The following is a 19,939-nucleotide window of genomic DNA, read 5'->3' as shown; positions in this document are numbered from 1 at the left end:
AGACGCCGGGCCGCGCACCCCCCGCCCCGCACCATCGGCATACACCACTGGCGCACCGCAGGCCCGGCACCCGCCACCACGAAACCGACGCGCCCCCCGATCGGCAAAGCGATACACGCCTCCTTGGGCAAGATTGACGGATCATCAGCAGACCGGTACCACTGACGCACCGCTCGGCTCCCGTCGCACGCCCCACCGTCCCAGGAGGCCGCATTGAGACGACCCGTCCGCATCCTCGCCGCAGCCGCCCTCACCCTGCCCCTGCTCGGCGCCGCCCCCTCCACCACCCCACCGAGCACCGCCCGCCTCCAGCACGCGTTCGCCACGGCAGCCACCGAGTACGGCGTGCCGCAGAGCGTGCTGCTGGGCGTCTCCTACCTGCAGTCCCGCTGGGACGCCCACGGCGGCGCCCCGAGCGTGACCGGCGGCTACGGACCGATGCACCTCACGGACGCCCGCACCGCGCTCGACGCCTCCGGCCACCACTCCTCCGGCACGGAGGACCCGCGCGGCGACGAGGCCCGCCCGCCGAAGCATCCCGAGGCGCGAGCGGCCCGGACCGAAGAACTGCCGGACCGGCTCACCACACTGCCGGAAGCCGCCCGCCTGACCGGCCTCAGCCCCGAACGCCTGCGCGAGGACCCGGCCGCGAACGTGGCGGGCGGTGCCGCCCTGCTGGCCGAGGCCCAGCGCCGGCTGGGCGGGCCGGAGAGCGACGACCCCGCGGACTGGTACGCGGCGGTCGCCCTCTTCTCCGGCGCGGACGACACCGCGTCGGCGGCGGCGTACGCCCACGACGTGTACGAGGTGATCCGCGCCGGCGGGGCACGGGTCACGGACGCCGGACAGCGGGTGACCCTGGACGCCCGCCCGGGCCTCGCACCCGACACCGCGGCGCTGGGGCGTGCCGGACTGCGCACCGCCTCCGCCGCCGGGACGGAGTGCCCGAAGACGGTGTCGTGCGAGTGGATCCCGGCGCCGTACGAGGAGTTCGGCGACGGCGACTACGGCAACCACGACCTGGGCGACCGGCCCGCCTCGCAGCGCATCCGGTACATCGTCGTCCATGACACGGAGGGCGCCTGGGAGGGCGTCCTCGACATGGTGCAGGACCCCACCTATGTGTCCTGGCAATACAGTCTGCGCTCCACGGACGGTCACATCGCCCAGCACGTGAAGGCGAAGGACGTGGCCTGGCACGCGGGCAACTGGTACGTCAACGCGGGGTCGATCGGTCTGGAGCACGAGGGTTTCCTGGCGGATCCCGACGCCTGGTACACCGAGGCGATGTACCGGTCCTCGGCCCGGCTGGTGAAGTACCTCGCCGAGAGGTACGACATCCCGCTGGACCGGCAGCACATCCTCGGCCACGACACGGTGCCGGGGACCACCGCCGCCACCATCCCCGGCATGCACACCGACCCCGGACCGTACTGGGACTGGCGGCACTACTTCGAACTGCTGGACAGGCCCCTGAAGGCCACGGCCGGCGAGCACGCGGGCGTCGTCACGATCCGGCCCGACCACTCCGCCAACCGGCCCGTCTTCACGGGCTGCGAGACCGCGGGCGAGCCGTGCGCCTCCCACGGGTCGAGCGCGGTGCGGCTGTACTCCGACCACGACGAGGACTCCCCGCTGATCAGGGACATCGGCCTCGGCTCCGCCCCGACCACCGGGGTGAACGACCTGTCCTCGCGGGTCTCCACGGGCCAGCAGTACGCGGTCGCCGACCGCTGGGGCGACTGGACCGCCATCTGGTACCTCGGCCGGAAGGCCTGGTTCGAGAACCCGGAGAAGCGCCCCACCGCCGTGCCCGCGAAGGGGGAGGTCGTCACCCCGAAGAAGGGCCTCGACTCGGTGCCGGTGTACGGAAGGGCGTACCCGGAGAAGGCCGCCTACCCGGAGGGCGTACCGGCCCAGGCGGTATCGCCGCTGCCGTACACGGTGCTCAAGGGCCAGAAGTACGTGACCGGGGGCAAGGTGCCCGGTGAGTACTACTACGCGGTGACCTTCGACGAGGCGTCCCACCGGGTGGTGCGGGGCGAGGAGATGTACTACGAGATCCAGTTCGGCCACCGGGTCGGCTTCGTCCGGGCGGCGGACGTGACGGTGAAGCCGTCGTAGCCGCGGCCGGCCGCACATCGGCGAAAGGCGCCCCCGGACGTCGTCCGGGGGCGCCCGCGCCGTACGGGGCGGTGTCAGCCCTGCTGGAACAGCTCCGCGGGGAGCGGCTTGAGGAGGGTGTACAGATCGTCGGTGATGGGGCGGTCCCAGGCTGCGATGGTCACCAGGACGTTGTCGCTGCGGTCGAACTGCACACAGGAGATCCGGCCCTCGGAGAGCTTGACCCGGCGCACGATCAGCAGGTTGTCGCCCTGCATCACCGGCACGTCCTCGGTGCCGACGACGGTGATCTCCTCGTCGTTCTCCAGCGCCAGCAGCAGCTGCCCGACCTCGAAGGGGATCTCGCCCTCCGGGATGTCCCGGGCCGGGGAGCCCTCGGGCAGATTGCCGATGACCATCGCGGGGCCGCGGCCGCCGAACAGGTCGTAGCGCAGGAAGACGCCCTGGCAGCTTCCGTCGGGGGCGGGCAGCAGCCCGGCGCCCAGATTGCCGGGCCAGTCGCCCGGGTCCATGGCCAGTACGTCGAAGTCGGGCCCGGCGGGCGTGGCACTGCGGCGGCGGAGGAACGACATGCCGCCATGGTACGTGCCCGGACCCGGGTACGGGCGGTCGGGCGACACCCGCCCCGGCCACCCGGACCGCCGCCACCGCTCGTGGTGGCGGGCCCCCGGGCGGTGGGGCTAATCCTCCGCCGGAGCCGGGGGGACGACCGCGACCGGGCTGACCGCGTGGAGCAGGACCGCCTGGGTCACCGAGCCCATCATCCGGGCGGGAGCCAGCAGGCGGCGGCGGTGCCGTCCCACGACGACCAGCTCGGCGTCCTGCGACGCCTCGACCAGATGGCCGGCCGCGTCCCCGGGCAGCACGTCGGTCCCGGCGGTGACCTCGGGGTGCCGTTCGCGGTGCGGGGCGAGGAAGCCGTCGGCGAGGATGCGGGTCTCGTGCTCGACGGCGTCCTGGTCGACCTGCGGCGGGGGCATCTCCCCGGGCAGCATCCAGGTCTGCAGGGGCCACGGATAGGCGGCGAGGATCCGCAGCCGGGCACCGCGCAGCGCCGCCTCCGCGAAGGCGAAGGCGAGCGTGGCCTCGTCGGGGCTGTCGGCGTTCAGGCCGACCACCACGGGCCGGCCGGGCCCGGCCGGCGTCCCCTCCCCGCCCCCGCGCCCGGGCCGGGGCACGACGACGACCGGGCACTCGGCGTCGCGGGCCGCGGCCAGGGAGTTGGAGCCGAGCAGCAGGCTGGCGAAGCCCCCGCGGCCGCGGGAGCCGAGCACCAGCAGCCGGGCCGTGGCCCCCGCTTCGGGCAGCAGCACCCCGGGCGCCCCCTCCAGCGCGACGTACTCGACGGCGGGCGGGCCGCCGCGCTGTGCCAGGTGGTCGCGGACCTGGTCGAGGACCGGGTCCGCGTCGGGGTCGGGCGGCCCGGCCGCCAGTACCTCGGGCTGCGTCCAGGGCGCGTACTGGCGTACGTGCACGATCCGCAGCGGGGCCTCGCGCCGACGTGCGGCGTCCAGGGCCCACTCCAGGGCGCGCAGACTGTCGTCCGAACCGTCGACCGCCGCGACGACCGGCTGGTTGTTCATGGTTCCTCGCCTCCGGGAAACGACCTTCGGCCTTCACCTTCCCCGGCCGGCCCGACTCAGGTGCGGACCGGGGGCGGCACTTCGGATCGCGTGTCCGGAAAAACGCGCGGAACACCCCGCGGCGGCGACACCGCTCACGTCAGGTCGAACTCCCCCTCCCGCGCTCCCGACACGAACGCGCCCCACTCGGCGGGGGTGAAGATCAGGGAAGGGCTCTCCGGACTGCCACTGTTGCGCATGGCGATGAAGCCCTCCACGAAGGCGATCTGGACATCGCCCAGGCCACGGCTGCTGGACTGCCACTGCGCGTTGCTGAGGTCCAGCTCCGGCTTGTCCCAGCCCATGAGCGGGCGCTGCTGGGTGGTGCTCTCGGCCACGTCCGTGCTCCTCCCGATTACCGTCGTCCGCGGGCCAGCCTAGCGATCGGTTCCTGCCCCCGACAGGCCGCGAGGAACACCTTTCCGCGAGGATCCGGGACGGTCGGATCAAACCGGTCCTGCACGCTTTGAACCCACGGCGACGTGCCGACGTACTGGTGGGGGCGGGCCCGCTCACCGGGTCCTGTCCGCCATGCCATCGCAGGACCGCACGGAAGGACCCTCCGGGTGTCGCTCTTCATTCGCCCCCGTCGGCTGCCGGACACCACCGAGGGCGGAGCGGACCGGGGCGACGACCCGGCCGCGCCCGAGGAGACCGCCGGGAGCACACCGTCGGTGGTCACGCCACCGGGCTGGTTCGGCTGGCGGCACCGGTGGCCGCGTACGGCGCGCGGTGTCACCGCCGGGACGACCGTGCTCGCCGGGGCGCTGGTGCTCTTCGCGCTTCTCGTGCCGAACCGGGTGGAACGCCTCGACGTCAGCGCGTTCGTCCGGCTGCCCGCCGAGGGCGTCCTGCTCGCCACGCTGCTGCTCGCGCTGCCGTCGAGGTGGCGGCGGATCGCGGCGGTGGTCTCGGGTGTCCTGCTCGGTCTGCTCACCGTCCTGAAGTTCGTGGACATGGGCTTCCACCAGGTGCTGGCCCGGCCCTTCGACCTGGTGCTCGACTGGATCCTGCTGGACGACGCGACGGACTTCGTCCGGGAGTCGTTCGGCCGGGGCGGGCAGGTGCTGGCCGTGGTCGGGGTGATCGCGCTGTTCGTGGCCCTGCTGGTGCTGATGACGCTGGCGACGGTGCGGCTGACCAATCTGATGGTCCGCCACCGTCCCGTCGCCGTCCGCACGACGCTGGTCCTGGGCGTCGCCTGGATCACCTGTGTCACGCTGGGCGTGCAGGTCACCGGTGTGCCGGTCGCCACCAAGGGCACCGCGGAGATGCTGGGCAACCGGGTGGAGCAGGTGCGCGCGGGCCTGCGCGACGCGCGGGTCTTCGAGAAGGAGGCCGCCGTCGACGCCTTCGCGAAGACGCCGCCCGACCGGCTGCTCACCGGGCTGCGCGGCAAGGACGTCCTGTTCACCTTCATCGAGAGCTACGGCCGGGTCGCGATCGACGACCCTGCGATGGCGGGACCGTTCGACGCGGCACTGGAGGACGGTACCCGGAGGCTGGAGGACGCCGGTTTCGCCTCCCGCAGCGGCTGGCTGAAGTCCCCGGTGACCGGCGCCGGCAGCTGGCTCGCGCACTCCACCTTCCTGTCCGGCCTGTGGATCAAGAACCAGCAGCGCTACCGCAGTCTGACCACCAGTGACCGCATGACCCTGACCAACTACTTCCGCAAGACCGGCGACTGGCGGACCGTCGGCATTGTGCCCGGGGTGCGGCGGGCCTGGCCGGAGGGCGAGTTCTTCGGCCTGGACCACATCTACGACTCCGAGCACCTCGGCTACCACGGCCCGTACTTCAGCTGGACCCCCGTGCCCGACCAGTTCAGCCTGGAGGCCTTCGAGCGGCTGGAGCACGGCAGGAAGGACCGCGAGCCGATCATGGCTGAGATCATCCTCGCCTCCAGCCACAACCCCTGGTCCCCCATCGCGCGCATGATCGACTGGGACGACCTCGGCGACGGCTCGGTGTTCCACGGGATCAAGAAGGAGGGCACGGACCCGAAGGAGGTCTGGAAGGACCCGGAGAAGGTGCGCACCGAGTACCGGCGGGCCGTCGAGTACTCGCTGCGAAGCCTCACCGAGTGGGTCGAGCGGTACGGCGACGAGAACACGGTCCTGGTGTTCCTCGGCGACCACCAGCCGGTGCCCACCGTCACCGCCGGGAGCACCAGCAGGGACGTGCCCGTCACGATCGTCGCCAAGGACCCGAAGGTGCTGGACCGGGTGGCCGGCTGGAACTGGACCGACGGCCTCAAGCCCGCGTCCGACGCTCCGCGCTGGGCCATGGACGAGTTCCGCGACCGCTTCATGACGGCGTACGGACCGCGGGGCGGGGGCTCCGCCGCACCGGCCCCATGAGGAACGCCGACGCGGGAAAATGTGCAGGCCGGGCTCTTGCTCCGGGAGGCGTGGGCTGACTTACTGATTCCGGTGGATCGACCGAATGATCGGTCGCCCGGATTGGCGCGATTGCCCGACTGGTGAGGAGAACGTCCTGATGACGGAGGCGACGGACCTGCTGGACCCGGCGGAACGGCTCGACCTCGAGGGCCTGCGGGCGCTCCAGCTGGAGCGGCTGCGGAGCTCGTTGCGGCACGCGTACGACCATGTTCCGTTCTACCGGGAGTCCTTCGACCGGGCGGGCGTCCACCCGGACGACTGCCGTTCGCTGTCCGATCTGGCCCGTTTCCCGTTCACCACCAAGGCGGACCTGCGGGAGAACTACCCGTACGGCATGTTCGCGGTGGACCGCGACCGTGTTCGCCGTATCCACGCCTCCAGCGGCACCACCGGACGCCCCACGGTCGTCGGCTACACGGAGGGTGACCTTTCCATGTGGGCCGACATGGTGGCCCGTTCCATCCGCGCGGCGGGCGGCCGACCCGGGGACACGGCACATGTGGCCTACGGCTATGGCCTGTTCACTGGTGGTCTGGGCGCCCACTACGGCGCCGAACGGCTCGGCTGCACGGTGATCCCCGCGTCCGGCGGGATGACGTCCCGCCAGGTGACGCTGATCCAGGACCTGAAGCCCGAGATCATCATGGTGACCCCGTCCTACATGCTCACCCTGCTCGACGAGTTCGAGCGGCAGGGTGTCGACCCGCGCTCCACCTCGCTGCGTGTGGGGATCTTCGGCGCGGAGCCGTGGACGGAGCGGATGCGGCAGGAGATCGAGGAGCGGTTCGCGATCGACGCGGTCGACATATACGGACTGTCGGAGGTGATCGGACCGGGTGTCGCGCAGGAGTGCGTGGAGACCAAGGACGGTCTGCACATCTGGGAGGACCACTTCTTCCCGGAGGTCGTCGACCCCTTCACCGGCGAGGTCCTTCCGGAGGGCGAGCGGGGTGAACTGGTCTTCACCTCGCTCACCAAGGAGGCGATGCCGATCGTCCGGTACCGGACGCGGGACCTGACCCGTCTGCTGCCGGGCACCGCACGGGTGTTCCGGCGGATGGAGAAGGTCACGGGCCGCAGCGACGACATGGTGATCCTGCGCGGGGTGAACCTCTTCCCCACGCAGATCGAGGAGATCGTGCTGCGCACACCGGGCGTGGCACCGCACTTCCAGCTCCGCCTCACCACCGAGGGCCGTATGGACTCCCTCACCGTCCGCGCGGAGGCCCGTCCCGGCGCGGACACCACGACGCGGGACAGGGCCGCTCGGTCGATCGTGGCGGCCGTGAAGGACGGCATCGGCGTTTCGGTGGACGTGGAGATCGTCGACCCGGAGACGCTGGAGCGCTCGGTGGGCAAGATCCGGCGGATCGTGGACCTGCGCGAGAACCGGGGCTGAGAACCGTCCGGGCTACTCGGCGGCCACGATCCGCTCGACCGCGGCCGTCACCAGCCGCTCGCGCTCGTCCGGGGTGAAGACGTCCGGCAGGGTGAGCTGTTCGACGATCAGCCAGTTCAGCGCCAGGTACAGCAGCTTGACGGCCATGGCGTCGCCGGGGAGGCCCGACCCCTCGTGGTAGCGGACGTTGGCCTCGACGTCGGCACGGACCCGCTCGGTGAGCACCTCGCGGAGTTCGGGCCGGCGGGTGGCCTCCAGCCGGAGTTCGAGCAGGGCGAGGTATCCGGTGCGGAAGGCGGCGACACGGCCGACCACTTCCCGCATCAGCCCGGCGTAGACCTCCCGGTCGCGCCCGGCGGCCCGCTGCCGGGCGATGATCTCCTCGTCGGGCTGGAGCCGCTCGTAGACCCGGGCGCCGGCCTGGGTGAGCAGGTCGTCGCGCGAGGCGAAGTAGTTCGACGCGGTGCCGACGGGTACGGCGGCCTCGGTGTCCACCGCCCGGAACGTCAGCCCTCGGGCGCCCTCGCGGGCCAGCACCTCGATCGCGGCGTCCACCAGGGCAGCCCGCCGCTGCTCGTTCCGTCTGACCACTGCCACCACTCCGTCCGCAGCACGACCCGTCACACCACTTCAGCCAGAGTACTACGTCTGGAGTCGTCCACCTCGGGGCGGAGCGACCGCGCACGTCCCATTGACACAGCCCGCACCCGACAGGAAAGTTTCACCCGCAAGGCGATCCCCGAAGAATTCTTTCAGCCCGCGCAGGGCCAGGACCCGGGAGGAACCTGATGGCGGACGAAGGGGCGAGAAGCATCACCCGACGCCAACTGGGCCAAGGCGCGCTGCCCTTGGGCGGCGCGCTGGCCTTCGCCTCCCTCCCCGCCGATCCGGCGTCGGCGGCGGTGCCGTCGCGCGGCGGCCGGCCGGCCCTGCGGTACGGATCGGCCCGGCGCGCCGGACTGCTGGCCGCGCCTCTGCGGCAGCTCGTCACCGACGCCGAGACGTTCCTCGCCCCCTCCCCCGAGCACCCCTGGTACGCGGGCGCCGTCCTGCTCGCCGGACGCGGCGACACCGTCGCGCTGCACCGGCCCATCGGCATGGCGGTGCGCTACCGGGCGTACGACGAAGCGACCGACACCGGCGTCGAGTTCCCGGCGGACCAGCGGATCCCCATGGCCGAGGACACCATCTTCGACCTGGCCTCGGTGTCCAAGCTGTTCACCTCGATCCTCGCCGTGCAGCAGATCGAACGGGGCGCGCTGGGGCTGGAGGCGGCCGTCGCCTCGTATCTGCCGGACTTCGGGCGCGCGGGCAAGCATGACGTGACGATCCGTCAGCTTCTCACCCACACCTCGGGTTTCCGCGCCTGGATCCCGCTGTACGACGCGCCCACGTACGAGGAGAAGGTCCAACTCGTCTACGACGAGACACCGGCCAGTCCGCCCGGGACCGCCTATCTGTACTCGGACCTGAACCTGATCTCGCTCCAGCTGGTGCTGGAGAAGGTCACCGGCCGCACCCTCGACGTCCTCCTGCGCGAGGAGATCACCGGCCCACTGGGCATGCGCCGCACCCGCTACAACCCTCCCGCCTCCTGGAAGCCGCGGATCGCGGCCACGGAGGACGCCCGCAAGCCGTGGTCCGGGCTCGACCGGGGGCTGGTGTGGGGCGAGGTGCACGACGAGAACGCCTACAGCCTGGGCGGGGTCGCCGGCCACGCGGGCGTGTTCTCCGACGCCTGGGACCTGGCGGTCCTCGGGCGGACCCTGCTCGACGGCGGTGTCCACGGCCGGGAGCGGATCCTGACACCGGAGTCGGTGGAGCTGATGTTCACCGATTTCAACACCGCCTTCCCCGGGGACGAGCACGGTCTGGGCTTCGAGCTGTACCAGCACTGGTACATGGGCGCGATGGCCACCCCGCGCACGGCGGGTCACACCGGCTTCACCGGGACCTCCCTGGTGCTCGACCCGACGACCGACTCGTTCCTCGTGGTGCTGGGCAACTCCGTGCATCCGGTGCGTGGTTGGCGCTCCGGTTCGGCTCCTCGGGTGGCCGCCGCGAACCGGTTGGCGCGGGCGGTGCCGGTCCGCCCGGCGCAGGGGCGTACGGCATGGTTCTCCGGGACGGCGAGCTCGGCGACGGCGACCCTCACCCTGCCCGCGCTGGACACCTCGTCCGGTGAGGCGCGGCTGCGCTGCTCACTGTGGTGGGACACGGAGCCCCGCGCCGACGTCCTCGTCCTGGAGGCGTCCGTGGACGGCGGTACGGTCTGGCGGGCGGTGCCGTTCACCACGAAGCGCCGGGGCGGGGAGCCGGAGCCGCACCCGTCGGGCACGGCCACCGGCTGGTCGGGCCGGGTCTGGCACGAACTCACCGCCGCCCTGCCCGCCGCGCCGGGCCTCACCCTGCGCTGGCGGTACACGACGGACCGGCTGTACGTCGGGCGCGGCGCCTACGTCGACGGGGTGCGCGTCGAGACGCCCGGCGGGCGGCTGTTCGACGAGCGGCGCCGGGCGGACGCGGCAGGCGTACGGGCAAAGGGCTGGGCCCGGTCGGCCGACTGAGCCGACGCGTCACGCCTCCCCTGCCTCCAGCACCGCCATGGCCGCGTTGTGTCCCGGCACTCCACTCACCCCGCCGCCGCGCACGGCGCCCGCGCCGCAGAGCAGGACATTGGCGTGCCGGGTCTCCACGCCCCAGCGGCCGGTGCCGTCCTGGGCGTGGGGCCAGGACAGTTCGCGGTGGAAGATGTTGCCTCCGGGCAGGCCGAGGTCGCGTTCCAGGTCCAGCGGGGACCGGGCCTCCAGGCACGGGCGGCCGTCGGCGTCGGTGGCCATGCAGTCGGCGAGGGGTTCGGCCAGATGGGCGTCGAGCTGGGCGAGCGTCGACTTCAGGAGTTCCTCGCGCACGGCGTCGTTGTCCCGCTCGAACAGCCGCGCGGGGGTGTGCAGTCCGAACAGGGTGAGTGTCTGGTAGCCCCGGGCGGCCAGGTCCGGGCCGAGGATCGTCGGGTCGGTGAGCGAGTGGCAGTAGATCTCGGAGGGTGGGACGGCGGGCAGCTCACCGGCGGCGGCCTGGGCGTGCGCGGCGGCCAGTTGCCCGTACCCCTCGGCGATGTGGAAGGTGCCGGCGAACGCCTCACGCGGGTCGACGGAGGTGTCGCGCAGCCTGGGCAGCCGCTTGAGCAGCATGTTCACCTTGAGCTGGGCGCCCTCGGCGGGCGGCGGGGGCGTGTCGCCGGTGAGGGCCGCCAGTTCCCGCGGGGAGGCGTTCACCAGGACGTGCCGCGCGGCGGCGACGCCCTCGCCGTCGGCCGTGCGGTGGGTGACCTCGGCGGTGCGGCCGTCGGTGTCGACGCGCACCGCCTCGTGGCCGGTGGCGATGACCGCTCCGGCGGCGCGGGCGGCGTCGGCCAGCGCGCCGGTGAGGGCGCCCATGCCGCCGACCGGTACGTCCCAGGCGCCGGTGCCGCCGCCGATGACGTGGTAGAGGAAGCAGCGGTTCTGCTTCAGCGAGGGGTCGTGGGCGTCGGCGAAGGTGCCGATGAGGGCGTCGGTGAGGACGACACCGCGCACCAGGTCGTCTGCGAAGTGCTCCTCGACGGCGACGCCGACGGGTTCCTCGAACAGGGTCCGCCAGGCCTCCTCGTCGCCGACCGTGCGGCGCAGCTCGTCGCGGGTGGGCAGCGGCTCGGTGAGGGTCGGGAAGACGCTGCGGGCGACGCGGCCGGTCATGTCGTAGAAGCGCTGCCAGGCCCGGTACTCGCTCTCGGAGCCGGTGAGCCGGGCGAACGCCTCGCGGGTGCGCTGCTCGCCGCCGCCGACGAGCAGCCCGGTGGGCCGTCCGTCGCGTTCGGCGGGGGTGTACGAGGAGATGGTGCGGGTGCTCAGCCGGAAGTCGAGCCCCAGATCCTCAATGATCTTCCGGGGCAGCAGGCTGACCAGGTACGAGTACCGGGACAGCCGTGCGTCGACACCGGGGAACGGGCGGGTGGACACCGCTGCCCCGCCGGTGTGGTCCAGCCGCTCCAGCACCAGCACGGAGCGCCCGGCCCGGGCGAGGTAGGCGGCGGCGACGAGGCCGTTGTGGCCTCCGCCGACGATGACGACGTCGTATGTCCGGGGTCCCTCGGGTGCGGTCATGGTTCTTCTTGACATGCTCCCTGGCCCGAAGTCCAGGGCTTCCGGCCCGACCGACCCTTCCGGGGGCTTCCTGCTCCACCGCGCTGTGCCGGGACTTCCGCTGCGGTCTCACCGGCGCTCCACGAGGCGTTCGGCGTCTCCACCCGGCCGGCGGCGACGATACGACGTCCTTCGGGCAGGGCGTCGCGGGCTGCGTCGGGGCACGGTCGCGCAGCGGTTCGGGGCCGTCCCGAAATCCGCAGGCCGACGAACGCGGACCATCCCGCGTCGTGCACGGACCTGGCCGGCCGGGTACGGCCGAGACCGGACACCGCGAGCTTCCCCGTACACCGCTTGGCTGTCGCGGATGATCCGGGTGGATGCCTTGGGGTGCCGGTCCCGGCGCCGGTCGGCGACCTCGGCGTGCCGGCGTGCGGCCTCGAGGCGGGCCTCGGCCCGGTTCTTCGAAGACAGGTGTCGGTCAGTCTTCGGGGGTCCCGGTGTTCGCCCACTGGGACGCGTGGTCCTGGACGAACTCGGCGAAGGTGCGGGGCGGGCGGCCGGTCAGGTCCAGCACCGCAGTGCTGACCTGGTCGTCCCGGCCGGTTCGGATGTCGGCGTCGACGGCGGCGAGGGCGTTCGCGAAGGCGTCCGGCATGCCGGACGCACGGTAGGTGTCCGCCTGCTCGGCGACCCCGAGGGGCACGACCCGGACCGGTCGCCCGGTGTGGTGGGTGATGATCTGTGCCGCGTCCTGGTAGCTCAGCGCCCTCGGCCCGGTGAGCAGGTGGTCACGCCGGTCGTCGGGGTGGCCGTCGGGGTCGGTCAGTAGTGCGGCGGCGGCCGCCGCGATGTCTCGTGCGTCGATCCAGCCCACCCGGCCGGTTCCGGCGGCGGTGCGGATCTCGCCGCGTCGCCGGATCCGCTCACCCAGCGGGTGGGGGGCCAGGAAGTTCTGCATGAACCCGGAGGGGCGCAGCACCACCCATCCGGGCCGGGCCCGCACGTGCGCGGCCAGTTCCAGCGCGCCGGGGGCATCGGGCAGCACGATGGCGGAGCCGAGCAGCACCACCCGGCGCACGCCGAGGCGTTCGGCCTCGGCCAAGAACGGTTCGACCAGCGGCATCGGGTCCGTGGTGTTCACCGGAGGCACCAGGTAGACCTGGTCCATCCCGTGCAGCGCGGCCGGATGGGTGGCCGGGTCGTTCCAGTCGAACCGAACCGCGTCCGGGGCGTCGGCCGGTGGGGTGCGGCTGGCCACCCGGACCGGTACACCGCTTTTGCGGAGCAGTCCGGCCAGGGTGCTGCCCGTCTTCCCGGTGCCGCCGGTGATCAGCACGCCGGTCATCGGATGGCCTGCGAACGCAGCGAGCCGAGCAGTTCGGGCAGCGTGCCGGCCGCTGAGGCGGCGGTCAGCGGGTTCCAGTAGTCCCGGTAACGGGTGATCAGGCCGTGGTGGGTGGTGAGCACCGTGATGTAGTCCAACTGGTACGGCTCGTCGGTGGCCACCGTGCGGCCGTGTGCGGTGAACTCCACCACGATGGTGTCCGGCTGGTCCGTGTGGTGCACGGTGACGGTCGGGATCGCCTGCACGTCCATCAGGTCCGGGTAGCCGGCCAGATAGTCCCGGACGGCCTCACGTCCGGTCAGCTGTTTCGGTGAGGCCCCTTCGGCGAAGGGGAACTCGGCGGTGCCGTGCTCCGCCCACAGATCGGCGATGGCATCCATGTCCTTGGCCGGCAGCAGCTCCAGCAGCCGGCGGAAGGTCTCTTCGCAAGTGCGTGGTGGCACGGTGGTTCTCCAGCGTTCAGCAGGTCGTGTGACCGCACCAGAGTGGGCGCACGGGGCGGCACCGTGGAACGCACCAGTGAGCCCCGGACCACTGGTCCGTGGCTAAGCCGAGTGCCGTTGTGCCAACCTGGCCGGGTGAGCAGAGGAGAACTGGCCGACTTCCTGCGCCGCCGACGCGAGGCGCTGCACCCGGCCCGGATGCCGACCACGGCCGTCCACCCACCCGGCCTGCGTGCACGGCGCACCCCCGGGCTGCGCCGGGAAGAGGTGGCCGCCCTGGCCGGGGTGTCCACCAGCTACTACGAGCGACTGGAGCAGGCCCGCGCGCCGCGTCCGTCGCCGCAGGTGCTGACCGCGCTGGGCACGGCGCTGCGCCTCACCACCACAGAGCGTGAGCACCTGGCGCGGCTCGCCGGGCAGATCCCGCCCAGTACGGACGCCGATCGTGCGCCGGTGCCTGCCGATGCACGCCGACTGCTGCACCGGCTCGGGCCGATACCCGCCTACCTGGTGAACGACCTGGAGGACATCGTGGCCTGGAACGCTGCGGCGGCCGCGTTGATCATCGACTTCGCGCGGCTGCCCGTCCACGAGCGCAACACCGTGCGCCTCGCCATCCGGCTGGGCGGCACCCTCTGCTCGGCACCCGTCGGCGCGGAAGGCGACTTCGCCCGGCAGTCCGCCGCCCACCTGCGCGCGGCCGGCGCCCGCCACCCGGCGGACCGTGCGCTGGGCGAGCTGGTCAACGAGTACGCCGCGCACGACCCGGACTTCGTCGCCGGCTGGCGCAGCCACGACGTGCGCCCCCGGCCGACGCTGCGCAAACGCCTGCATCATCCGGAGCTCGGCGAGCTGGAACTGGACCGTCAGACCCTGCTCATGCCCGGTACCAGCCTGCGGCTGGTGCTCTACACCGCAGATCCCGGCAGCCCGAGCGCCACCGCACTGGCCCAGCTGGGCCCTCCCGACCCGACGCCGTGACCGTTGGCCCAGGTCGGGCGGGGCGGGGTGGCAGAACCCTTGTCCACGGTGGACCCGGGCGCGGCTGTGGCGTCGGCTCCACCGGACGATCCCGGACGGACTCGGCGTGCCGGGCGAGCTGGACTGCACGTGCTGTCCGAGGCCCAGGGCATCCCTCTGGCCGTCGCTGTGTCCGGTGCGAACACCCACTGAGCCCGTCCTGCCTTCCAAGCGTGGGTCTGAGCCGGTCAACAGCCTCAAGCGTGTCTCCGTCCACCGGATACGGCTGGGGGTGCCTCCCGGTCGAAGGCCGGGGAGAGTCCACCGGCCGCATCGACCTCACCATCACGCACGGGCACATGTGGCCGCCCTCGTGCTTCTCGGCCACATGTGGCGGAGCACCATGGGCGATCGTCCGCCAGTACGTCGAACGGCGACAACGTCCGCACCGGCCGGAGACGGGCCGGGTTCTCACGCCCCGCCGGCCGCCCACTGCTGCCGCAGTGCCGCCACCCGGCGGTACAGCTCGGCCGCCTCCGCGCCGCGGCCCAGCCGCTCCAGGCAGTGGGCCTCGTCGTTGCGGGCGGCGAGGGTGTCGGCGTGGTCCGCGCCGAGGACGCGTTCACGGGTCTCGGCGACCCGCCGGTACTCGGCCAGCGCGTCCGCCCAGCGGCCCAGCCAGCCCAGCCCGACGGCCACCTCGCGGCGGCTGACCAGGGTGTCCGGGTGGTCGGGGCCGAGGACCCGCTCACGCAGCGCGCACACCTCACGGGACTCGGCGAGGGCGTCCACCCAGCGGCCGAGCCGGCCGAGGTTGACGCCGATGCCGTGCCGGGCGCGCAGGGTCTCGGGGTGGGTGGGTCCCTGGACGCGGGTGCGGTCCTCGACGAGGCCGCGGTAGAGATCGAGCGCCTGGCCGGTGCGGCCGAGCCGGCCCAGGCTGATCCCGGTCTCGTAGCGGGCGGCGAGGGTGTCGGCGTGGTCCGGGCCGAGGGCCCTGGCCCGGGCCTCGGCGACCTCGCGGTAGATCTCCAGGGCCTCGGTCCAGCGGCCCAGCCGACCGAGGGCGTAGGCGACGTCGTACCGGGTGACGAGGGTGTCGGGGTGCTCGGGTCCGAGCACCCGGGCGCGGGCGGCGGCCACCTCGCACGCCATGCCGTACGAGTCCTCCAGGCGGCCGAGCCGGCTGAGGCTGAAGGCGAGGTTGTGGCGGCAGCGCAGGGTGTCGGGGTGGTCGGGGCCCGTGGTCCGCTCGCGGGCGGCGAGCACCGACAGGTAGACCTGGTGGGCGTCGAAGGGGCGGCCCAGCTGGGCCAGGGCGTACGCCATCTCCTGGCGGGCGGCGAGGGTGTCGGGGTGCTCGGGGCCGAGCGCGCGGATGCGGGCCTCGGCGACCTGCTTGTAGGCGCGCAGCGCGTCGGCGGCGCGGCCGGTGCGGCTGAGGGTGAACGCGACCTCGTAGCGGCTGGCGAGGGTGTCGGGGTGGTCGGGGCCGAGGAGGTGCTCGCGCTCGGCGGCGACCGCGCGGTGCACCTCCCCCGCCTCCGTCCAGCGGCCGAGGCGGCCCAGGCTCAGGCCCGCGTTGTGCCGTCCGGCCAGGGCGGTCAGCGCCTCCGGTGCGGGGGCGGGCGGCTCGTCCGCCGCGGGCTGCGCGCGGGGGCCGGTGACGGGGCGGGCGATCCACTCGCCGGACAGGCCGGCCGCCGGGTCGGGGGGCGCGGCACGCGGTCCCGCTCCGGCCGGCTTGTGTCCGGTGGTCATGCCGCGGGTCCAGGACGGCAGCCGGGCCGCGCGCCCCACCGGCTCGGGCTCCTCGAAGCGTGGGGGAAGGGCCGCGCGTCCGGGCGGGCCCGCGAGGCCCGGGCCGGCCGCCACCGCGGCCCGCAGCGCGCCGATCCGGCGGGCCAGTTCACGGGCGCTGTCCGGTCGCCCGCCGGGCTCCTTGGCCAGCAGGTCGAGGATGATGCGCTCCAGCCGCTCGGGCAGTTCGGCACGGTGGCCGCGTGGCGGGCGGGGCGGGGTGTCGCGGTGCCCGACGAGGATCGCCCAGGCGTCGTCGAGGTCGAACGGCGGTACACCGGTGGCGATCTCGTACAGCACGCAGCCGAAGGAGTACAGGTCGCTGCGCCGGTCCACCTCCGAGCCGCTGATCTGCTCCGGTGACATGTAGTGCGGGGTGCCCAGGGCGACGCCGGTGCCGGTCAGCCGGGACGTGAAGCCGATGTCGTGGCCGAGGCGGGCGATGCCGAAGTCACAGATCTTCACCGTGCCGTCGTCCAGCCGCACGATGTTGGCGGGCTTGAGGTCCCGGTGCACGATGCCCTGGTCGTGGGTGTAGGCGAGGGCCGCGGCGACCTGCTCGGCGACCTCCACCACCTCGTCGACCGGCAGCGGGTGCTGCTTGTTGTCCTCCAGGAGCTGGCTGAGGTTGCGGCCCTGGAGCAGCTCCATCACCAGATAGAGCACGCCCTCGGACTCCCCGAAGTCGTGTACGACGGTGATCCCCCGGTGCTGCAGGGCCGCGGCCACCCGGGCCTCCCGGCGGAACCGCTCGCGCAGCACCCGGCCGAACGACTGGTCCTGCTGCGGGCCGACCGGTTTGAGGCACTTCACGGCGACCTGCCGCCCCAGTGACTCGTCCCGTGCCCGCCACACCTCCCCCATGCCGCCGCGTCCGATCCGGTCGATCAGCCGGTACCGGCCATGGATCAGCCTGCTGTCCCCCATCTCCTTCGCCCGCCCCCGTCGCAGTCCGCCGCGCCCTCCCCTGGCTCGTCCAGTATGGCGACAACTCGCCCGAGTTTGTACGGTGCCGCGACGCCCGGTCCGCATCGCTTACCGACGGGTCAGTTCAGCGTGGCGAGAAACTCCGTGCAGGCCCGTGCGCAGCCTCGGCACGCCTGCGCCGTCTCCTCCGCTCCGGAGCAGTCGTCGAACACCCGCGCGCTCTCCAGGCACACCTGGCGGCACCACTCCACCTGGACGCGGATGGTCGCCTCGTCCACCTGGTTCTGCTCGGACAGCACCCGGCAGGTCGCGTCGCAGACCTCCGCGCACATGATGCCCTTGCGTCGTACGAGTTCCTGGTTCTCGGTGCCGTCCGGGTCCACGAGGCTCGCCCGCGTCGCGCAGGCCCGCGCGCATTCGGTGCATGCCTGGGCGCACGCGAAACGGTCCTCCAGGAACCGGAACAGCTCTTCCTGGGATGTCGTCGTCACACCTCGCGGGTAGCCGCCGCCCCTGGGGGTCAAACCCGGTGCCCGCAAGGGTTCCGCGCGGTTTTCGGGGCTCCGCACCGGGCACCTGCGCGGCGCGGTGAGATGGGCAGGTTGGCGGACGTGACCGGGGGTACTCGCGGGCCATGATGAACACCGCGTGGATGGAGACGGCCGACCTCGCCGCGGGACGCGGCGCCCTCGGTGCGGGGCTCGTGGTGGCGGGTGTGGTGGTCGTGGCGCTGCTGATCGGCATGTTCGTGTTCGGCAGCCGCCGGGTCAGGAACAGCAAGGTGCGCCGGCCCGGCCCGGAGGAGCAGCCCCGGATGCCCGAGGGCGGCCCGGTCCGGGAGGTACGGGAGCGGCGGGAGCCGGACGAGGTGCCCAGGAGCGACGAGCGGCTGCTGCCGCACGAGCTGAAGGGCCACGGCAACGCCGGCAGCCGCACGAGCGCGTCGCAGGAGCGGCCCCGCTGGGACGAGGACAGCAGCGGGGCGTTCGGCAGTGGCGGACCGGGCAGCCACTGACCGTCCCGCTCCCCCGGCGGTCCGCCGTCGGCGGGCCGACAATGTCGTACAAGGGAAGTGAGAGCCATGGCAGATCCCGCCCGCAACACCCTGCCGCTGCCCGATTACGACCATCTGCCCATCGGCGGGCTGGAGAGCCGGATCCGCTCGCTGTCCGCGGGCGAGGTCGAGGAGCTGCTGGCCTACGAGCGGTCGCACGCCGACCGGGTCCCGGCGACCCAGCTGCTGTCGGCCCGGCTGGAGCAGTTGAACGCGGGCGCCGAGCCGACGTCGGGCGACCCCGGCGCGCTGCGCCCCGAGCAGGGCGCCGGCCGGGCCGGGTCCCCCGTCTCGCCCGCCACCTCGCCGCAGCCGTCCAGCCCGCCGCCGCACGGCACCCCGGACCAGCGGGGCAAGCCGAAGGGTGACCGTACGTAGGCAGGACCGGCCACCGCCCCGGGGCGGGTCGTACGTCCGTCGATCGCTGTGACGCGGTCATGGACGTACGGCCCGCCCTTTCGCGTGTCCGGGGGTGAGACGCGTTCGAAGTGAGGCGCGCTCGAAGTGAGGCGGATCACAGCACTTGGGTGCATCGTTTCGCCGGGTCATGAGTCTTTGTCTCAGGTGTAAGGGGTTGTTCGGACACGGGGCGGTGGGGATGGAGCGGTTTCGGGTGGACGGCTTCGACGAGTTCGTGGCCGCCCGCTGGCCGGCGCTGCTCCATGTCGCGCGGCTGCTCACCGGCGGCGACCGGCAGCGCGCCGAGGACCTCGTCCAGGAGGCCCTGGTGAAGCTGTGGTTCGTCTGGCCGAGGGTCGCCGAGCAGGCCCCGGAGGCGTACGTGCGCCAGGTGCTGGTGCGGATGGCGGCCCGTTCGGCCCGCCGCCGCTGGTGGGGGGAGCGCCCGGTGGGCGAGCTGCCCGACCGGGCCGGGCCGGGTGACGTGTCGTCGGCCGTCGCGGAGCGCTCGCGGCTGGAGGCCGCGCTGGCGCTGCTGCCGCCGCGGCAGCGGGCCGCGGTGGTGCTGCGCTACTGCGAGGACCTGCCCGAGGGGCAGGTGGCGCAGGCCCTCGGCTGCCCGGTGGGCACCGCGCGCTCCCACGCGTCGCGCGGGGTGGCGCGGCTGCGGCAGATCCTGTCCGACTCCGTCAGGCCCGTGGGGTGAAGGGAGAAGCGATGGACGACTTCGAGCGTGAGCTGACGCGCATGATGCGCGACACCCGGCGGCCGGCTCCCTTCCGGTCCGAGCACCAGGAGCGGCTGTACGAGGGCATCCGGGTCCGCCGCCGGTCCCGGTTGCTGTGGCGGGCCGGCGGGTCGGCCCTCGCGGTGGCCGGGCTGAGCGTCGGGCTGGCCCTGCTGCCCGGCACCGACTCCCGGTCCCTGCCCGCCGACCGCGGGCCGCTGCCGGCGACCGGTCCGACGCCGCCCCCGGTGTCCACGGCGCCGGCGACGTCCGCCCCGAGCACGGATCCGAGCGTGTCGCGGCCACCGACGAGCACGCCCGGGACCACGGGCGCCGGCACCACGGCGCCCGGGTACGGCGGCACGCCCACCTCTCTCCCGCCGTCCACCGCACAGGGCGCGACCGGGCGGACCACGACGGCACCGCCGCCGACCGCCCCGCCGTCCACGCCACCGGCGCGGTCGCCCTCCGCCTCGGCCGACGAGGAGCCGCCCGGCAGCGGTTAGACCGCGTCGCCGTCCCGCCCGTGGGCGAAAGCCGCACCGGGCCGTGTCCCCGACCATCACTCGGGCGCATCCGGCATGCCCCCCGGGCCCCGTCATGCCGTACG

General features: G+C 73.3%; 18 protein-coding genes. 9 read left to right on the top strand and 9 right to left on the bottom strand.

The features are described 5' to 3' along the window. Positions 1 to 213 precede the first annotated feature (213 nt). The gene (locus ACFXAE_RS15860) at positions 214 to 2,124 is read left to right on the top strand and encodes an N-acetylmuramoyl-L-alanine amidase (RefSeq protein ID WP_384714051.1); all 1,911 of its coding nucleotides are present in this window, start codon (positions 214 to 216) and stop codon (positions 2,122 to 2,124) included. Positions 2,125 to 2,198: 74 nt separating this feature from the next. Here ACFXAE_RS15860 and ACFXAE_RS15855 read toward each other — a convergent pair whose 3' ends face one another. The 3 genes from ACFXAE_RS15855 to ACFXAE_RS15845 all read right to left on the bottom strand — a co-directional run bounded on the left by ACFXAE_RS15855 (position 2,199) and on the right by ACFXAE_RS15845 (position 4,084). Continuing rightward, positions 2,199 to 2,696, bottom strand: a complete 498-nt coding sequence (locus tag ACFXAE_RS15855; RefSeq protein WP_384714048.1) for a hypothetical protein — start codon at positions 2,694 to 2,696, stop codon at positions 2,199 to 2,201. A 108-nt stretch (positions 2,697 to 2,804) separates the two neighbouring features. Next, complete coding sequence (locus tag ACFXAE_RS15850) at positions 2,805 to 3,707, bottom strand: universal stress protein (protein WP_384714045.1); 903 nt, start codon at positions 3,705 to 3,707, stop codon at positions 2,805 to 2,807. Between the two features lie 134 nt (positions 3,708 to 3,841). Then, positions 3,842 to 4,084: a DUF397 domain-containing protein gene (locus tag ACFXAE_RS15845; RefSeq protein WP_121751142.1), complete on the bottom strand. Its 243-nt coding sequence runs from the start codon at positions 4,082 to 4,084 to the stop codon at positions 3,842 to 3,844. A 228-nt stretch (positions 4,085 to 4,312) separates the two neighbouring features. Between ACFXAE_RS15845 and ACFXAE_RS15840 the strand changes: the two genes are divergently transcribed. Both ACFXAE_RS15840 and paaK read left to right on the top strand, forming a co-directional pair. Further along, on the top strand, positions 4,313 to 6,106 hold the full coding sequence (locus ACFXAE_RS15840; protein ID WP_384714042.1) for a sulfatase: 1,794 nt from the start codon (positions 4,313 to 4,315) through the stop codon (positions 6,104 to 6,106). A gap of 139 nt (positions 6,107 to 6,245) precedes the next feature. Further along, entirely contained in the window at positions 6,246 to 7,547 is a 1,302-nt protein-coding gene (paaK, locus tag ACFXAE_RS15835; protein ID WP_384714039.1) for a phenylacetate--CoA ligase PaaK, read from the top strand. A gap of 12 nt (positions 7,548 to 7,559) precedes the next feature. Here paaK and ACFXAE_RS15830 read toward each other — a convergent pair whose 3' ends face one another. Next, positions 7,560 to 8,138 (bottom strand): TetR/AcrR family transcriptional regulator, encoded by a 579-nt coding sequence (locus tag ACFXAE_RS15830; protein WP_384714035.1) that lies wholly within the window; start codon positions 8,136 to 8,138, stop codon positions 7,560 to 7,562. Between the two features lie 197 nt (positions 8,139 to 8,335). On the opposite strand from ACFXAE_RS15830, the gene ACFXAE_RS15825 reads away from it, so the two are divergent. After that, positions 8,336 to 10,114, top strand: coding sequence for a serine hydrolase (locus ACFXAE_RS15825; RefSeq protein WP_384714031.1), 1,779 nt, complete (start codon positions 8,336 to 8,338; stop codon positions 10,112 to 10,114). Between the two features lie 9 nt (positions 10,115 to 10,123). Here the strand turns inward: ACFXAE_RS15825 and ACFXAE_RS15820 are convergent, their stop codons facing one another. The 3 genes from ACFXAE_RS15820 to ACFXAE_RS15810 form a co-directional block, all read right to left on the bottom strand. After that, complete coding sequence (locus ACFXAE_RS15820; RefSeq protein WP_384714028.1) at positions 10,124 to 11,692, bottom strand: phytoene desaturase family protein; 1,569 nt, start codon at positions 11,690 to 11,692, stop codon at positions 10,124 to 10,126. 460 nt (positions 11,693 to 12,152) lie between these two features. Beyond that, positions 12,153 to 13,019: an NAD(P)H-binding protein gene (locus tag ACFXAE_RS15815; RefSeq protein ID WP_384714025.1), complete on the bottom strand. Its 867-nt coding sequence runs from the start codon at positions 13,017 to 13,019 to the stop codon at positions 12,153 to 12,155. Then, positions 13,016 to 13,462 carry a nuclear transport factor 2 family protein gene (locus ACFXAE_RS15810; RefSeq protein WP_384714022.1) on the bottom strand — a complete coding sequence of 149 codons (447 nt, stop codon included), beginning with the start codon at positions 13,460 to 13,462 and terminating at the stop codon, positions 13,016 to 13,018. Before ACFXAE_RS15810 ends, ACFXAE_RS15815 begins: the two co-directional genes overlap by 4 nt. Before the next feature lie 135 nt (positions 13,463 to 13,597). Here ACFXAE_RS15810 and ACFXAE_RS15805 point away from each other — a divergent pair, with 135 nt between their 5' ends. Then, positions 13,598 to 14,443: a helix-turn-helix transcriptional regulator gene (locus ACFXAE_RS15805; RefSeq protein ID WP_384714019.1), complete on the top strand. Its 846-nt coding sequence runs from the start codon at positions 13,598 to 13,600 to the stop codon at positions 14,441 to 14,443. A 450-nt stretch (positions 14,444 to 14,893) separates the two neighbouring features. Here the strand turns inward: ACFXAE_RS15805 and ACFXAE_RS15800 are convergent, their stop codons facing one another. After that, positions 14,894 to 17,149, bottom strand: a complete 2,256-nt coding sequence (locus ACFXAE_RS15800; RefSeq protein WP_384714016.1) for a tetratricopeptide repeat protein — start codon at positions 17,147 to 17,149, stop codon at positions 14,894 to 14,896. Between the two features lie 119 nt (positions 17,150 to 17,268). Next, a complete protein-coding gene (locus ACFXAE_RS15795) occupies positions 17,269 to 17,640 on the bottom strand; it encodes a ferredoxin (RefSeq protein ID WP_384714013.1) in 372 nt (123 codons plus the stop codon). A gap of 146 nt (positions 17,641 to 17,786) precedes the next feature. Between ACFXAE_RS15795 and ACFXAE_RS15790 the strand changes: the two genes are divergently transcribed. From ACFXAE_RS15790 to ACFXAE_RS15775, 4 genes are all read left to right on the top strand, one after another. Then, entirely contained in the window at positions 17,787 to 18,164 is a 378-nt protein-coding gene (locus tag ACFXAE_RS15790) for a DUF6479 family protein (protein WP_384714264.1), read from the top strand. 66 nt (positions 18,165 to 18,230) lie between these two features. Then, a complete protein-coding gene (locus ACFXAE_RS15785) occupies positions 18,231 to 18,581 on the top strand; it encodes a hypothetical protein (protein WP_384714010.1) in 351 nt (116 codons plus the stop codon). 220 nt (positions 18,582 to 18,801) lie between these two features. Continuing rightward, positions 18,802 to 19,308 carry a SigE family RNA polymerase sigma factor gene (locus ACFXAE_RS15780; protein ID WP_384714007.1) on the top strand — a complete coding sequence of 169 codons (507 nt, stop codon included), beginning with the start codon at positions 18,802 to 18,804 and terminating at the stop codon, positions 19,306 to 19,308. Between the two features lie 11 nt (positions 19,309 to 19,319). Then, positions 19,320 to 19,835: a cellulase gene (locus tag ACFXAE_RS15775; RefSeq protein WP_384714004.1), complete on the top strand. Its 516-nt coding sequence runs from the start codon at positions 19,320 to 19,322 to the stop codon at positions 19,833 to 19,835. Positions 19,836 to 19,939: the final 104 nt, after the last annotated feature.

The organism is Streptomyces sp. NPDC059454, from assembly GCF_042749965.1.
In the GTDB taxonomy this organism is placed as follows: domain Bacteria; phylum Actinomycetota; class Actinomycetes; order Streptomycetales; family Streptomycetaceae; genus Streptomyces.
This window is presented reverse-complemented; position numbering and strand designations above follow the sequence as displayed.